The organism is Terrisporobacter hibernicus (assembly GCF_020809405.1).
Taxonomy (GTDB): domain Bacteria; phylum Bacillota; class Clostridia; order Peptostreptococcales; family Peptostreptococcaceae; genus Terrisporobacter; species Terrisporobacter petrolearius.
In genome coordinates this window covers 2325163-2341254 of the sequence record NZ_CP081135.1, presented here as the reverse complement: position 1 = coordinate 2341254, position 16092 = coordinate 2325163, and the positions used below count along the sequence as shown (strand labels likewise).

The 16092-nt window shown below is 28.9% G+C and carries 13 protein-coding genes and 1 pseudogene; 1 reads left to right on the top strand and 13 read right to left on the bottom strand.

What is annotated here, in order from left to right:
- Positions 1-8: 8 nt before the first annotated feature.
- The 11 genes and pseudogenes from glgA to JW646_RS11515 all read right to left on the bottom strand — a co-directional run bounded on the left by glgA (position 9) and on the right by JW646_RS11515 (position 13757).
- Positions 9-1448, bottom strand: a complete 1440-nt coding sequence (gene glgA, locus JW646_RS11565) for a glycogen synthase GlgA (protein ID WP_206925581.1) — start codon at positions 1446-1448, stop codon at positions 9-11.
- A 20-nt stretch (positions 1449-1468) separates the two neighbouring features.
- On the bottom strand, positions 1469-2599 hold the full coding sequence (glgD, locus tag JW646_RS11560; protein ID WP_074919813.1) for a glucose-1-phosphate adenylyltransferase subunit GlgD: 1131 nt from the start codon (positions 2597-2599) through the stop codon (positions 1469-1471).
- A 15-nt stretch (positions 2600-2614) separates the two neighbouring features.
- Positions 2615-3763 carry a glucose-1-phosphate adenylyltransferase gene (locus JW646_RS11555; RefSeq protein ID WP_074919814.1) on the bottom strand — a complete coding sequence of 383 codons (1149 nt, stop codon included), beginning with the start codon at positions 3761-3763 and terminating at the stop codon, positions 2615-2617.
- Between the two features lie 33 nt (positions 3764-3796).
- Positions 3797-5671 (bottom strand): 1,4-alpha-glucan branching protein GlgB, encoded by a 1875-nt coding sequence (gene glgB, locus JW646_RS11550; RefSeq protein WP_278280875.1) that lies wholly within the window; start codon positions 5669-5671, stop codon positions 3797-3799.
- Positions 5672-6104: 433 nt separating this feature from the next.
- Complete coding sequence (locus JW646_RS11545; protein ID WP_228415256.1) at positions 6105-7070, bottom strand: SPFH domain-containing protein; 966 nt, start codon at positions 7068-7070, stop codon at positions 6105-6107.
- Positions 7071-7161: 91 nt separating this feature from the next.
- Positions 7162-7398: pseudogene (locus JW646_RS11540) on the bottom strand (SPFH domain-containing protein); the annotation flags it as partial.
- A 42-nt stretch (positions 7399-7440) separates the two neighbouring features.
- Positions 7441-7881: an NfeD family protein gene (locus tag JW646_RS11535; RefSeq protein WP_228415254.1), complete on the bottom strand. Its 441-nt coding sequence runs from the start codon at positions 7879-7881 to the stop codon at positions 7441-7443.
- 67 nt (positions 7882-7948) lie between these two features.
- Positions 7949-9472, bottom strand: a complete 1524-nt coding sequence (locus JW646_RS11530) for an NAD(P)H-hydrate dehydratase (RefSeq protein ID WP_228415253.1) — start codon at positions 9470-9472, stop codon at positions 7949-7951.
- 121 nt (positions 9473-9593) lie between these two features.
- Positions 9594-11741, bottom strand: a complete 2148-nt coding sequence (locus JW646_RS11525) for a YhgE/Pip domain-containing protein (protein WP_228415252.1) — start codon at positions 11739-11741, stop codon at positions 9594-9596.
- A 321-nt stretch (positions 11742-12062) separates the two neighbouring features.
- Positions 12063-12284 carry a NifU family protein gene (locus JW646_RS11520; RefSeq protein WP_018592197.1) on the bottom strand — a complete coding sequence of 74 codons (222 nt, stop codon included), beginning with the start codon at positions 12282-12284 and terminating at the stop codon, positions 12063-12065.
- Between the two features lie 120 nt (positions 12285-12404).
- Positions 12405-13757 (bottom strand): purple acid phosphatase family protein, encoded by a 1353-nt coding sequence (locus JW646_RS11515; protein WP_228415251.1) that lies wholly within the window; start codon positions 13755-13757, stop codon positions 12405-12407.
- Between the two features lie 170 nt (positions 13758-13927).
- On the opposite strand from JW646_RS11515, the gene JW646_RS11510 reads away from it, so the two are divergent.
- Positions 13928-14581, top strand: coding sequence for an HAD family hydrolase (locus JW646_RS11510; protein WP_228415250.1), 654 nt, complete (start codon positions 13928-13930; stop codon positions 14579-14581).
- Positions 14582-14618: 37 nt separating this feature from the next.
- Here the strand turns inward: JW646_RS11510 and aroF are convergent, their stop codons facing one another.
- Together aroF and JW646_RS11500 are read right to left on the bottom strand one after the other, a co-directional pair.
- Positions 14619-15623, bottom strand: a complete 1005-nt coding sequence (aroF, locus tag JW646_RS11505) for a 3-deoxy-7-phosphoheptulonate synthase (protein ID WP_228415249.1) — start codon at positions 15621-15623, stop codon at positions 14619-14621.
- Positions 15624-15640: 17 nt separating this feature from the next.
- Positions 15641-15913 (bottom strand): chorismate mutase, encoded by a 273-nt coding sequence (locus JW646_RS11500; protein ID WP_018592193.1) that lies wholly within the window; start codon positions 15911-15913, stop codon positions 15641-15643.
- Between the last annotated feature and the right edge of the window lie 179 nt (positions 15914-16092).

The window sequence follows — 16092 nt, the reverse complement described above, 5'->3', positions numbered from 1 at the left end:
TCGCCCCTTTAGCTTATTAAGCCATTAAATATTCTCATATAGTCTTGAGCTGATTTCTTCCAACTATTATCTGTATTCATTGCATTTATAATTAAATTATTCCAAATACTTTTATCTTGATACAATGTAATTGCTTTTTGAAGGGTAAAGAACATTTCGTGAGCATTGTAATTAGTAAAACTAAATCCATTTCCTTCTCCTGTATATTGATTATAAGGAGTTACAGTGTCTTTAAGTCCACCAGTTTCTCTTACTATTGGAATTGACCCATATCTCATGGCAAGCATTTGACCTATACCACAAGGTTCATATAAAGATGGCATTAAAAATATATCGCATGCTGCATAAATTTGTTGTGCAAAGGCACTATCAAAAGTAATTCTTGCTGATAATTTATTACTAAAATTTGAATTATAATAATTAAACATAGACTGATATTGATGTTCACCTGTTCCAAGTACAACCATTTGTAAATTTTCTCTCATAATTTCAGGCATCATATAATTAATTAAATCTAAACCTTTCTGTGAAGTTAATCTAGATACAATACCTACTAAAGGAATGTTCGGATTAACTTCTAGCCCTAGGATTTCTTGCAACTTTATCTTATTTTGGAGTTTTTTGTGTATACAACTAACATCAAATTTTTCAAATATAGCCTTATCTGTAGCTGGGTTGTTTAAGTCATAATCTATACCGTTTAAAATACCTTCCAATTTATATGATTTTGATTTTAACAGTCCATCTAGTCCTTCTCCGTAAAAAGGTGTCTGTATTTCTTCTACATAAGTTTTACTTACCGTTGTAACCTTATGGGCAAATACAATGCCAGCCTTCATAAAATTAACTTTTCCGTAAAACTCTATATCACCATTATTAAAATAATCATAAGATATATCAAAAACATTTCTTATCATGTCTTTATTAAATATTCCTTGATACTGTAAATTGTGTATAGTATAAACAGTTTTTATATTTTTATATTTTTTTAGATGCCCATAATCTTCTTTAAGTAATAATGGAATCATTCCTGTATGCCAATCATTCAAATTCATTACATCTGGATAAAAGTTCAGTTTTTCCATAGATGATAATACTGCGTTACTAAAGAAAGCAAATCTTTCTGGATCATCACCATGCCCATATATACTTGGTTCATCAGATCTCTTAAAATAAAATTCATTGTCTATGAAGTAAAATGTAACTCCGTCCAACTCCATAGTTTCTATGCCACAATATTGATTTCTCCATCCTACTTTTACACTAAATTCTGCAATTGGTTTAAATTTATCTTTTAAATATGTTGGTATAGTAGAATACTTTGGCATTATAACCCTTATATCAGCACCTTCCTTTTTTAGAGCCTTAGGAAGTGCATAGGACACATCTCCTAATCCTCCAGTTTTTACAAATGGCCAACATTCTGCCGTCACATAAAGTATCTTCATTAATTTTCCCCCTTTTACTACTAAAGCTTCTGATTTTTTTCTATGACCATAGGGTAGTCCTTATCTCCTTTTAGCTCTTTTCCTTTTGAAATACTAATATTTTTATCAAATATAACATTTTCTAAAACTACTCCTGGTTCTATTTTGCAATTTTGCATTATTACACAATTTTTTAGTATTGCGCCTCTTCCTACTTCAACTTTTCTAAATAATGTACAATTTTCAACAGTCCCATCAATTTTACACCCTGTAGCCACGAAGGAATTTTTTACATCAGCATTTTTCATGTATATGGTTGGTGCTTGACTTTTATCCTTAGTAAATATCTTCCTTTCCAAGTTAAATAATTCTGATGATACATCCTTTTTTAATATTTCTTTGCTTGCCTCAGCATAACTTTGAATTGAGTTTATACACTTCAAATAATTTTTGTATTCAAATCCTCCAACTTGTATATTAGAAATTTCTCTTTTAATATAGTCTTCAAAGTATGAATGGGTTCCTAAGCTTGCTATTTTATATATACATTTAATAAAATCCGTTCTTTTCATAATATAAATTTCCATAGATATGTTGGCACTAGGAAACGCTCCTATATTGCCTCCTATATTCAAAACTCTATCATTGCTATCCAGATTTAACGTCATGCAACCTAAAAAATCTTCATCTGCATTGGTCACATGTTTATATATAACAGTAATATCATTTTTTGATTGTTTATGATATTTAAGGGCTTCTTTATAATCCATGCTACACAACATATATCCTGGTGCAATAAGTATATATTCTTCTTTACTTTTTTCTATGTAATCTATATTTGCTAATATAGAGTACACATCTCCTGTTCTAAATCCGTAATTATTATTATGTTTTGTATTTTCTGGACTAAAAATATAAAGTCCACCCTTTTTCCTGCTTAAATCCCAGTCCTTGCCACTCCCCAAATGATCTGTTAAGGATCTGTATTTTTCTTTAGCATAAATTCCAACATTAGTAATATCCGAATTTACCATGTTAGATAAAACAAAATCTATAATTCTATATCTACCTGCAATTGGAGTAGATGCTAATGGTCTTGCATAATTTAATATATTTATATTTGGATTTCCTTTTTTATCAAGATTAATTAATCCCATACATTTATTTTTCATAATATACTCCCCCCTTTAAGCTTCAACCTTTTCATCAGCACGAACTACTTCATACTCTGATACAATACTTATTTCATTTGTATCACTTTTTATCACTGCATTGTCATTAATTACTGCACCTTCTGCTACCATAGCCTTTTCAATTATTACATTTTTTCCTATAGTAACATTAGGCATTATTACAGAATTTCTAATTATGCTTCCTTCTCCAACCTCAACTTTATGTGATAAAATTGTATTTTCGATTGTTCCTAATACGGAACAACCATCTGCTATTAAAGCTTCTTTTATACTGGCATTTTGGCCAATATATTGTGGTGGAAGATCCATAGTATTTGTATATATTGTCCAATTTGAGTTGCTTAACTCTATAGCATCTGGAGTATTTATTAAATCCATATTCGCTTCCCATAAACTTTGTATAGTACCTACATCTCTCCAATATCCTTTAAAAGGATATGCATACATTTCTTGACTATCTTTTAGCATAGCTGGAATCACATCTTTTCCAAAATCATCAAAACATTCTTTAGTATTTCTAGCTCGTAAAAAATATTCTTTTAGCTTTTTCCAATTAAAAATATATACCCCCATAGATGCTAAATTACTTTTCGGATTTTTAGGCTTTTCCTCAAATTCATATATTTTTTTATCATCATCTGCATTCATTATTCCAAATCTACTGGCCTCATCCCACGGAACTTCTATAACTGCTATTGTAGCTTCTGATTTTTTTTCTTTATGAAACTCCAACATTTTACTATAATCCATTTTGTAAATATGATCCCCAGATAAAATTAATACATATTCTGGATCATAATCATCTATAAAATTCATATTTTTATATATTGCATTAGCCGTTCCATTGAACCAATGACCTTCTTTTTCACTCATATATGGTTGAAGTATATAAACTCCTCCATTTATCCTATCCAAATCCCAATGACTTCCCATTCCTATATGAGAGTTCAATATTCTTGGTCTGTATTGTGTAAGCACTCCAACTGTATCTATCCCCGAATTAGAGCAATTACTTAAAACAAAATCTATAATCCTATACTTTCCCCCAAAGGATACTGCTGGTTTAGCTATTCTTTTTGTAAAAACACCCAGTCTTGATCCTTGCCCCCCAGCTAAAATCATTGCTAGCATCTCTTGTTTCATTCAAATTCCCCCTTTTCAAGTTCAATTAATTTCTTAATTTATTTTAAGTTTTATAAATGTAGCTCCTAATGGTGGTACTTTTATCTTTATATGGTAAGGCTTATTATGCCACTTCTCGTCTAGTGCAACTAAATCAGCATTTTTCATAGTTTGATTCGATCCCCAGTATTTCTCATCATCACTATTTAAAACTTCTTCATATGTATCTAAGTAAGGAACCCCTACTTTGTAATCATAATAAACAACAGGTGTAAAATTTAAAACAGCTATAATAAAGTCTTTTTCATCCTTACCTTTTCTCATTAATGTAACTATACTTTTTTCTTCGTTATGCGGATCAATAAAGTCAAATCCTTCATAGGAATTATCTACCTCATATAAAGATTTTTCAGCTATATAAAAATGATTTAAGTCCTTTACAAAGGTTTTTGTTTTAGCGTGTTGCTCTCTGTCTAACAATTGCCACTCTAAGCCATAAGCATATCTCCATTCAAGCCCCTGACCAAATTCTCCACCCATAAACAGTAGTTTTTTCCCTGGGTGTATCATGTGATAGGAATATAACAATCTTAAACTAGCAAATTTTTGCCATTCATCTCCCGACATTTTATCCAGTAATGATTTTTTCCCATGAACAACTTCATCATGAGATAGTGGTAAAATAAAGTTTTCTGAGAATGCATACATAAATGAAAAAGTTATTAAATTATGATGATGCTTTCTATATACAGGATCCATCTCCATATATTTCAAAGTATCATTCATCCATCCCATATTCCACTTATGACTAAATCCTAATCCACCTAAGTAGGTAGGTGAAGTAACCATTGGCCATGATGTTGATTCCTCAGCTATAATTAATGGATTTTTTATATTTTCATAAACAACTTCATTTAATCGTCTTAGAAAATCTATTCCTTCTATATTTTCTCTTCCTCCATATTGATTTGGTCTCCAATCACCTATATCATAGTCCAAGTATAAAATAGAGCTAACAGCATCTACTCTAATTCCATCCACATGAAACTCTCTAAACCAATACATTATATTTGATAATAAAAAACTATTAACTTCAGGTTTTCCTAAATCAAAATGAACTGTTCCCCATCCTAGATTTTCTGCCTTTAGTGGATCTGCATATTCAAATTGTGGTGAACCATCAAATCTATATAAACCGTGAACATCCTTGCAGAAGTGACTATACGCAAAGTCCAGTATAATTCCTAAATTATTTTCATGACACTTATCTATAAAGGCTTTAAATTGGTCTGGTTTGCCATGTCTACTTGTAGATGCATAATATCCTATTGTCTGATATCCCCAACTCATATCTAAGGGGTGCTCTGTTATAGGCATTAATTCTATATGTGTATAGCCCATATCTTTTACATAATCAATCATTTCGTATAATTCTTCAAAGGAAAAAAATCCTCCATCCCATTTTCTTTTCCAAGAACCTAGGTTGACCTCATATATGTTCATAGGCTCATTATTAAGTCTCTTTTTATTCTTCTCTTGTAAATATTTTTCATCTTTCCAATCATAATCTGTTCTTCCATATACTATTGATGCTGTTTTAGGTCTTAATTCAGAAAAAGTACCATATGGATCTGATTTTAATCTACTTACATTATCACACCCTATGACATTGTATTTATAAACATCGCCTTCCTCTAAATCAGTAGTAAATATTGACCAAATACCACTATCATACATATTTTCTAAAGGATGAGATGTTTCATTCCACTCATTAAAATCACCTACTAAATAGACCCCTTGTGCATTAGGTGCCCATACAGAAAAAGAATTCCCAACTTCCCCTTTATACTCTGCTTTATGATTCCCAAGAAATTTATAACTATCTAAAGAATTTCCCAAAATAAAATTGTCTATTTTTTCTTTTGTAATTATGTCTAAGTATTTAATTTTAATCCCCCCTAAAGGCTAATATTTTATGTATCTTATTATACTTATACTTCTATTAAAATATGAATCTCCCTTTTTTTATTACTAATTTAACAAATTCTTTACTTTACTTAATACGACTTATAATTCGCATTAACACTAACAATTAGTTTTTTTTAAGATTAATTGTATATTAAGCAGGTGAAAATTCCCATATATATTTTTTTAAATGTACATATTCACAATAAAAAAATCAGCTTAGCAGGCCCTATGAAATTTCAGACAACAACCTTCTAAAAAATGCATTTTTACATTCTCTAAATAAGTTAATATAACTTAATTTCAGGGCTTATAAACAGCGCAAATGGAATTAGAATTTCCCAACATAAAAAAATACTCTAAAGATATATATCTTTAGAGTATTTTAATTAATTAATTATTTATTATTTTTATGGCTACTTAATACTTCTTTAATTCCTTTAAACGAACCTAAGAAATTAACTGTCTCTGATGGAAGAACAAGTTTAGTAGAATCACTTTCTGCAAGTTTTTCTAAAGCTTCCATAGACTTAAGTGCTAACATGTTATCATCAATATCAGATTCTTTCATTGCTTGGAATACATTTTTAATTATAGTGGCTTCACCCTCTGCTTTAGCCTGTGCTATTTGTCTTATAGATTCTGCTTCACCTTGTGCCATTAGAATGCGAGATTCTTTTTCTCCTTCGGCTTCTCTGACCATGGCTTCTTTTTTAGCCTCTGCGTTAAGTATTGCTGATTGTTTATTTCCTTCTGCTCTTAAGATAGAAGATGCCTTATCTCCTTCTGCTTGTAAGATTGATTCCCTACGCTCTCTCTCAGCCCTCATTTGCTTTTCCATACTGATTTGTATGTCTTTAGGTGGCACTATATCTTTCAATTCCACTCTATTTACCTTGATACCCCATTTGTCTGTAGCTTCATCTAATATAACTCTCATTTTAGAATTTATTAAATCTCTTGATGTTAATGTTTCATCTAAATCTAAATCTCCAATTATATTCCTAAGAGTTGTTGCTGTTAAATTTTCTATAGCTGATATTGGATTTGCTATTTCAAATACATATCTAACTGGGTCTGTGATTTGATAAAACACAATTGTATTAATTTGAATTGTGACATTATCTTTTGTTATTACTGGCTGTGGAGGGAAGTCCTCAGCTCTCTCTCTTAGGTCAATTCGGCGACTTAAAGTATCAATAAACGGTACTAAAAAGTGAATACCTGTATCTGCTTTTTTGTGGAATCTCCCTAATCTCATTACGATACCAACTGTGGATTGTTGTATGACTTTTACACAACTTATACTCATCACAACAATGATTAGAATTAGCACTACTGTTATTATTAAATTTATATTCATTATTACTCACCCTTCCTTTCATTTTAATAAAAGAGAAAAAATTTGATAAAATTTAGTGAACTTAACACTTTTAAAATACTATATTAATCGCTGTAACATTATCTTTTGTTATAACCGCTTGTGGCGGAAAATCTACTACATTTTTTCTTAAATCAATTACATCCGCCATTGGATCTAAAAATGGTATTAAGAAATGAACACCTGTATCAGCTTTTTTATGGAACTTTCCAAGTCTCATTACTATACCCACCTTTGATTGTTTAATAACTTTTACACAACTTAAGCTTAATACTACTACTATTAGTATTATGGCTACTAATTTTATCATACCCTCTTCTGCTTTTTATTAATTTATGGTTAATTTTATTATTTACTTTTCTTCTTGATTATCAATAGGTTTTACAACTAGTTTAACACCCTCGATTCTTATTACCTTAACAAGCTGTTCAACTTCAATTTTTTCATTGCTGTCTGATATTGCAGTCCAATCTTCTCCCGTCAATGTTACAATACCTGTGGCGTAGGGAAGTATTTCTACTTTAACTACACCTGTTTTTTGCTCTATTCCTTGTAAATTTGTATTATATTTAAAAGTTTTATCTTTATCTACAAAATACTTTGTAAATGTAACTAATAAAGTAATTGAAATAGCCGCAAATAATGCAATTTGAATTATTACGCTTTCTATAAAAGTGCTTAGAACCATTAAAACTAAAGCGCCTATACTAAACCATACTAGTGTTAAACTTGTCGTCATTAATTCAGCTATTCCAAATGCTACCGCAACAATTAACCAAACCGTATTCATCATACCCCTCTTCTCTATTTAGAAATTGACTTACTTTATACTAGTATAACAATATAAATATTGGTAATAGTTACAAATTAATTTCAATATTAAATTCTTTCATAATAACAGGAATTTTTTCTATGATGTTAGTTGCATTCACTGTATACATTTTTTTAGATAGAATGTCACCTATATAGCCATGTATGTAAGAGGCACATATTACTGCTTCAAATAATTCTATTCCTTGGCCTACAAAGGAAGTTATCATTCCAAGTAAGCAATCACCCATACCTCCGTTAGCCATGGCACTATTACCTGTTGGATTTATATATGCATCTTTCCCGTCTGTAATAATAGTTTCGTACCCTTTAAGTAAAACTATTATATTATTTTTCTTTGCAAATTCTTTTGCCACATCTATTCTATTTTCTTTTATATATGAAATTGACTTGCCTGTTAGCCTAGACATTTCACCCAAATGAGGTGTTATTATAATTTTATTTTTATATTTTTTTAATATGCTTATATTATTTTTTATCACATTTATTCCATCTGCATCAATTATTAATGGACAGTCACTATTATTTAAAACATATTGCAATCTTTCTAGCGTTGTCTTATTATTTCCCATTCCACAACCAAATCCTATGGCATTAGAAGTTTTAATTAGTTCATTTATTCGGTCTTCTTCTTTATAATTTGCAGTCATACCTTCACTTAGTTTTGAACTTATTATATCTTGAATATGTTCATCACAAACTAAAGTAACTAGTCCACTACCACTTTTTATAGCAGCCTCACTGGCTATAAATGCCGCTCCAGAAAATCCTTTTGAACCTGCAAAAATTGTAACCTTGCCAAAGTTACTTTTAAAACTAAATTTGTTTTTATCTCTTATATTATCTTTGACAAAATTCATAGAAGTGATATATTCATTGTCATCATGTTTTTTTAATATGTATTCTGGTATACCTATATGTTCTACCACTACATTTCCAATGTATTTTTTTGTTTCATATTTAAGAAATCCTCTTTTATAAAACTCAAAGCATATGGTTTTATCGGCTTTTATGCATACTCCTAAAACTTCACCAGTAGTTGCATTTATTCCCGATGGCACATCTATAGAATAAACTAAATTCTTATTTTTATTTATAATTTCTATAACATATCTAAATATGCCCTTAATTTCTCGTTCTAATCCAGTACCAAAGATACAATCAACTAATACATTGCTATTTTTAATAGCAGCCTCTAACTGTTCTAGATGATTAATATTTTCTTCTTTTGTGTCTATTACGATATAAGGTATATTCATAGCTTTGAGGATTTCTAAATTAGTTTTTGAACATGGTGTGATTTTTTCCATATTTCCAACTATAAACACCTTTACTTCTTTCTCTCTAGCTTTTAATTGTCTTGCTATTCCAAGGCCATCTCCACCATTATTCCCTACACCACTAACAATTACATACTTATTATATAAGTTTGTATCTAAATGTTTGATTGCTGAAATCACCGCATTTTCCATCATAAGTATTAAAGGAATTTTGTACTCATTAACACAAGCCTCATCTAATTTTTTAGTTGATACAGAAGTTCCTATTCTCATTTCAATCACCTCTTTAACTAATTTATTATTAACCTTTCATATTAAAAATAGTAATTCTTTTCATATAAAAAATAAAGGATAAATTGATTATGTCAATTTATCCTTATATTCATAAAATATTTTAATGTTCTGTAAGTCTACTTTCTTCCATTCTCTTTGTAAACCTATGTAACATTTTGTTGATAGGTCCTTTTAACAGAACATTTAGTACTATAGCTAATGCTAAGAAAGTTAAAAGTACAACTATATCTCCAGTTAAGTTAGGTTCGTATATTCCTGCCACTGCCTCTCTTAACGCTGATATTCCATAAGTAAATGGCAAGAATGGATTAACATTTTGGAAAAACTTTGGTGTTACTTGTATAGGGAATGTTCCCCCCGATCCTGCAACCTGAATTACTAATAAAATAACCGACATAGCTTTTCCTATATTTCCAAACACAGATACCAGGGAGTAGACTATAAAATTAAACACCAAGCTGATAAATAATGATAGTAATATAAATATAGCCGGATTCTTAACTGTGACTCCTAATAAATATATATCTCCCACACTTACAATTAATGCTTGTAATAAACCTATTGATAAAAATGTAAGTCCTCTTCCAAAATAAACTTGATAAGGTTTGTATTCTCCTTTTACTTCTGTTGTTAAAAGTGAAGTTAAAAGTAAAACCCCAACCCAAAGACAAAGAACTGTATAAAATGGTGTCATTGCTGCACCATAGTTTGCCATTGGATATAGTGAATTTGTTACTAATTCTACTGGCTCTTTTAAAAAGTTGGACTGCTTAATTATATCATTTTTTAAGAATTTAATTAAATCGCCCATTTCATCACTATCGTTTACTATAGATAAATCAGATACTAATTTATTTAATGCAGATTCTGCCTCTGGTACTTTTTTCTTTATATAGTCAATTGCATCATCTGCATCTCCCGATAAATTAATCGCTGTTCCTAATATATTATTTATTTTAGGAAGTTTATCTTCTGCTTTTTCTAATAGTGATATAACATCGTTAGATACAGTTATTCCCTTATTAAATATTTCATTAAGAGGAGCTACTATTTTAGTATCATAATTGTTGAATAAGTTATTAGTAATTTTATTCACATCATTTAACACAGTTACAATTCCATTTAAGTTATTTAATGAAGGTTTTTCTCCATTATTTATTTGTTCTTTAACTTTTCCTAAAGATGTCTTCGCTAAATTAAGCTTACTATTTATTTCATTAATAGAATCTATAGTTCCTTGAAGAGATGTTCCTGGCGCTATTTTATCTAATTTAGTCAAAAAGTCTGATAACTTAGTTGATATGGATAATAAGTTATCAACTTTGTTATAAAGACCATCTACTAACTCTGGTGCATTTTCATATCCTTTTTCTATAGCTGTTATCAAATCTCCTACGCCACTAGCTACTGATGATGATATGTCATTTATTATTTTTATATCATTTTTTATAGTCGGAGCAATATCATTCATACTAGATTTTGTTGCCTGTAAAAATTCTTTTACATCTTTAGATAGATTAATAGAACTTTTTAATGTTGATTCTATTTGAGGCATATCATTTTGAAGCAATTTAGATATTTCACTAATTTGGCTAGATGCATCACTAGCTGTATTTAAAATACTATCTATTTTACCAAACTTTCCTTGAACCTCGATTAAAGAATTTTCTATTTTTGTAAGCATAGGAAGATTTTCTTCCAAAGATATTCCCAGATCATTCAATGTTGTAAATACTGCTTCACTTGCTGTTTTTACAACAGTTTGATCAACTTGTAGTTGTATTGTAGATGCTCCTTTGTCCGTTATTTTTGGAGCAATTGCATTTATTTTTTCATTTACTGTATATTTGATTTCTGCTTTATGTATATCCTTGCTTAATACTGATATAATATTTTTAGAAAAGTTTGGTGTAATTTCTATTGAAGCATAATATTTACCTGTCTCAACACCTTTCTTTGCTTCTTCTTCATTAACAAACTTCCATCCCAAGGAGTTGTTACTTTTTAGTTCATCTATTAACTTATCTCCTACGTTTAAATCTTTCTCAAATAAAGTTGCTCCTTTATCATTGTTTACTACTGCCACTGATATATTAGATGTATTACCATATGGATCCCAAGAAGCCTCTATATTAAACCAAGCATATAAGGATGGTAGTACTGCAAGTGCTATTAATACAATTATTAGCGCCATATTTGTAGATATATCTTTTAAATCATCTCGAAATATTTTAAATATATTTTTCATAGGTATTCCTCCACTAAGTTGTAAGTTAAAAATGTCTAATTTGTGTTTTAACTTATTTTTCGATTTATTTTTAATATTTATACAGAAATCCATCATATGTATTAAATACAATTAATAAACAATCGTTACTATTCATAAATTTTGTTAGATTTTTAAGCATTATATATTATATTACATATATTTGAAAATATATATACAACTTCATATTTTAACACTAATTACTTATTTTTTGCAAATTTTGTAAAATACAGGCGAAATTATCATTTTTCCACAATAAAAGACACTCAATAATGAGTGCCTTTCATCTATAATAAATAAAATTTATACTCCTACTACTTTTGTAACTCCTGGAACTTCCTTAACTAATAGGTTTTCTATAACTGCTTTTAAAGTCATAGTAGCACCTGGACATCCAGAACACGCTCCTTTAAGTCTAACTAAAACAACTCCATCATCACTAACTTCTACTAATTCTACGTCTCCCCCATCCCTTTGTAAAACAGGTCTAACTTTTTCTAGCACTTCTGCAACTCTTTCTTTCATTATATGAACCCCCTTAAATATATTTAATATAATATATTTATAATTATATACCATGTCCAAATAACTCACCACAATAGAGCTTAATTATTTCATTTTATATAATAAAAAAATTTGTATAAATTATTTTTGTATAATTATTTTATTATCTACAGGTTTATCCTCATTCACTTCATAAGTAACTATATTTATTAAGTCCTGTTTAATTTCAATTACAGTGTATGTTGGTATTTCTTCACAATAAATTTTTTTTATATACTTGTTTTTATTTTTGTCTTGTTTATAAAACTTACTTCCTGTAGAAGAACTTCCTGTTATATAAGTTATTCCTTCATTATTATTTTTTATTATATCTACTTTTTCTTTTGAGTTCTCCACTCTCTCAACTGTAAAATTCATTATTTTTTTATTATTTTTAAGTGGATAAGTTCTAGAATATATATGATCATGACCGCACAAAACTAAATCAATTTTATTATCTTCCAATATGGGTGGGATTTCACTTCTTAATATTTTCATATCCTTATCATCTTCGTGTCGTCCACCACCATAAATATCATGATGAAATACAGCAATTTTCCACTTTATATCTTTATTTTTTTCTATAGTGTCATCGATAAATTTTTTATGTTGTAATATATTTAAATTATTTGTATTTATAAATAAATATAAAGTGTTGCCATAAGTAAAGTAATAATCTCCTCCTGCTACAGTCTCACCTAAATTAGTTAAGTTTGGCACATTAAAGTGATTATAAAAATTTTCATTATCTTTGTCGTGGTTTCCAACGGCATTTGCTATTGGTATATATCTTAAATAATCAGGCGATAAAAAACCAGCATATTCTAAATTACTTGTATATGTTTTAGATAAATCATCGCCATCTTCTGTTGCATTAGTTACATCTCCACCACATACTATAAAGCTAGGATTATTACTTTTGTCTACTGATTTTTTTATAACTTTATTCCAATTATAAGCATCCTTTTCTACTCCATCTATATTAGATTTCGTTTTTTTTGATGAAGCTCCAATTTGCGGGTCAGCCATAAATACAAATGCATAATTTTGAAAGTCTTGAGTTTTATACTCCAATGGTTGACTCCACAACCCATCACTCTCATATGAATAAATATAAGTTGTATTGGCTTTTAGGTTTGTAACTGTAACTTTATTACTTATAAATCCATTTCCTATATCAATACTCTCACCTTCAAATATCCTTTCTTTTTCGTCTTCTTCCCGAATTTTTATTTTGCTTGAACCCTGAGAGGATCTACTATACCAAGAAAAATTAAGCATACTTTCATCTTCTCCTGGTGTTAAGCATATTTCTGAGAAATATTCTAATGATATACGTTCTTTTCCATATCCTAAAAAACAATTTTTGTTTTCTTTTGAAATAGACAATACAGGAAAAAATACTATAATAATAATAGACAATAAAATACTAATTATTTTTCTTTTATTTTTCATTTTTCACTCCTAAAATAATACTTGTTTTTAATATTATTTAATATTAGTGATAAATTATTTATTTTAATTCTTAAAATATAAAATTTTATTAGAAATAAATTAGTAAAAATACCACATTAAAATTTATTCGTGGTGTATATAATAACTTAATAAAGACAAGGGGATTTATGATGAATTACAACACTTTGATTTTTGATTTAGATGGCACTCTTTTAAATTCTTTAGATGATTTAGCTGATAGTGTTAATTATGCTTTAGAAAAGTTAAATTTTCCAATTAGAAGCAAGGATGAGATTTGTTCTTTTATTGGAAATGGCATTGAAAAATTAATTGAGCTTTCACTGCCAGATAAAACTTCTTACGATAAATTTGCAGAATGTTTATTTATTTTTAAAAGATATTATTCCAAAAATCTAAGAAATAAAACTAAACCTTATGATGGAATTATTGAATTACTAGATTATTTGAGAGAAAATAAATATAAGATGGCAATTGTATCTAATAAATTTCAAGATGGCGTTACGGAATTAAATGAACATTATTTTTCACAATATATTCAAGTAGCAATAGGGAAGTCTCCTGAAAGAAGAAAAAAACCATATCCAGATACAGTCTTAGCAGCTATAAATAACTTAGATTCGTCTAAAGATAAGTGCTTATATATTGGTGATAGTGAAGTTGATTTTGAAACATCAAGAAATGCAAATATCGACTTTGTAGGCGTTGCTTGGGGATTTAGGGATAAAAATATATTAGATGATTTAGGTGCAGATTATATAATTAATACTCCAAATGATTTAATACCTATATTAAATTGTAAATAGTTTCAATAAAAAAGGAGCATACGCTCCTTTTTTATTTTTAATCTTCTATATTAGAAAGTATTTTTATTTTTTTCATAAGTTTATCAAATTGTTCTGGTGTTATTGATTGTTGCCCATCAGATAAAGCCTTTTGAGGATTATTGTGGACTTCTATCATAAGACCATCACATCCTGCAACTACAGCAGCTTTTGACATAGATTCTACGTATTCGCTACTTCCGGTTCCATGACTTGGATCTACTATTATAGGTAGGTGTGAATGTTTTTTTACTACAGGAATAGCACTTAAATCTAAAGTATTTCTAGTGTATGTTTCAAAAGTCCTTATTCCCCTTTCACATAAAATTATATTTTCATTACCACCTGCCATAATATGCTCTGCACTAAGAAGCCACTCTTCTATTGTTGAAGAAAGCCCTCTTTTCAATATTATCGGCTTATTCGTTTTTCCTACTTGTTTTAACAAATCATAGTTTTGCATATTTCTTGCACCTATTTGTATTACGTCAACAATATCCATAAATTCATCTAAATAACTAATTGACATAAGCTCTGATATAATAGGAAGGCCTGTTTCCTTCTTTGCAATTTCCATTAACTTAAGTCCATCTAGCTCTAGTCCTTGGAAACTGTATGGAGAAGTTCTCGGCTTAAAAGCCCCTCCTCTTAAAAAGTTAGCTCCACTTTTTTTTACTTTTCTTCCAATGTCAACAATTTGCTCTTCACTTTCTACTGCACAAGGGCCAGCTATTATTCCAAGATGTTTATTTCCAATTTTATTATCATTTATATTTATAATGGTATCTTCTGGATGAAATAATCTATTTGCTTTTTTATATGGTTCTTCAACCTTTAATATTTTCGATACACATTTTAAGTTTTTAACTCTTTCTAAATCACATTCTGATGTATTTCCTAATATACCTATAACACAGTTGTGTTTTCCTTTTGACACATTAACTCCTAAATTTTTATTTGTTATATAATTTACCACTTGATTTATATCGTCACTAGTGTAGTTTTTCTCCATTACTACAATCATAGTTTGCCTCCCTCTATTTAGCGGTGATTTTCTTCATTTTGTATCAGTTTGCTTAAATTCATTAAATTTCTAAAAAATCCTTCTAATACAAATCTGTAGTCCTTGTTTTTTAAATAAGATAAATTCTTTTGAATAACTTCTTCTTCTCTCTTAGCATTTAAAATCCCTATTTCTTGTTCTTTTTTGCATCTTGATATTTCTCTAGATATATCCATACGTCTTTCAAACAATTCAGTTATTTGCTTATCTATTTCATCTATTTCATCTCTGTACTTCTTTAAGTTGTCCATAATTTTATTCCTTTCTTATTTAATTTAAAAAAGAGAGCTTATGAGCTCTCTAATAATATCTAATTTATGTAGATATTTCAATAGTTTCTTACTTATTTTATTATTATAAGAAATCTATAAGTATAAGTGAACTCAAAATAATGATCTTCCTTTTACTTATTATTTTATCAAGTCATTTT

Bases quoted from the DNA above. Each gene is read 5' to 3' on its own strand.
- glgA (WP_206925581.1), bottom strand. From the start codon at position 1,448: ATGAAGATACTTTATGTGACGGCAGAATGTTGGCCATTTGTAAAAACT.
- glgD (WP_074919813.1), bottom strand. From the start codon at position 2,599: ATGAAAAATAAATGTATGGGATTAATTAATCTTGATAAAAAAGGAAAT.
- JW646_RS11555 (WP_074919814.1), bottom strand. From the start codon at position 3,763: ATGAAACAAGAGATGCTAGCAATGATTTTAGCTGGGGGGCAAGGATCA.
- JW646_RS11545 (WP_228415256.1), bottom strand. From the start codon at position 7,070: ATGAATATAAATTTAATAATAACAGTAGTGCTAATTCTAATCATTGTT.
- JW646_RS11535 (WP_228415254.1), bottom strand. From the start codon at position 7,881: ATGATGAATACGGTTTGGTTAATTGTTGCGGTAGCATTTGGAATAGCT.
- JW646_RS11530 (WP_228415253.1), bottom strand. From the start codon at position 9,472: ATGAGAATAGGAACTTCTGTATCAACTAAAAAATTAGATGAGGCTTGT.
- JW646_RS11525 (WP_228415252.1), bottom strand. From the start codon at position 11,741: ATGAAAAATATATTTAAAATATTTCGAGATGATTTAAAAGATATATCT.
- JW646_RS11520 (WP_018592197.1), bottom strand. From the start codon at position 12,284: ATGAAAGAAAGAGTTGCAGAAGTGCTAGAAAAAGTTAGACCTGTTTTA.
- JW646_RS11515 (WP_228415251.1), bottom strand. From the start codon at position 13,757: ATGAAAAATAAAAGAAAAATAATTAGTATTTTATTGTCTATTATTATT.
- JW646_RS11510 (WP_228415250.1), top strand. From the start codon at position 13,928: ATGAATTACAACACTTTGATTTTTGATTTAGATGGCACTCTTTTAAAT.
- aroF (WP_228415249.1), bottom strand. From the start codon at position 15,623: ATGATTGTAGTAATGGAGAAAAACTACACTAGTGACGATATAAATCAA.
- JW646_RS11500 (WP_018592193.1), bottom strand. From the start codon at position 15,913: ATGGACAACTTAAAGAAGTACAGAGATGAAATAGATGAAATAGATAAG.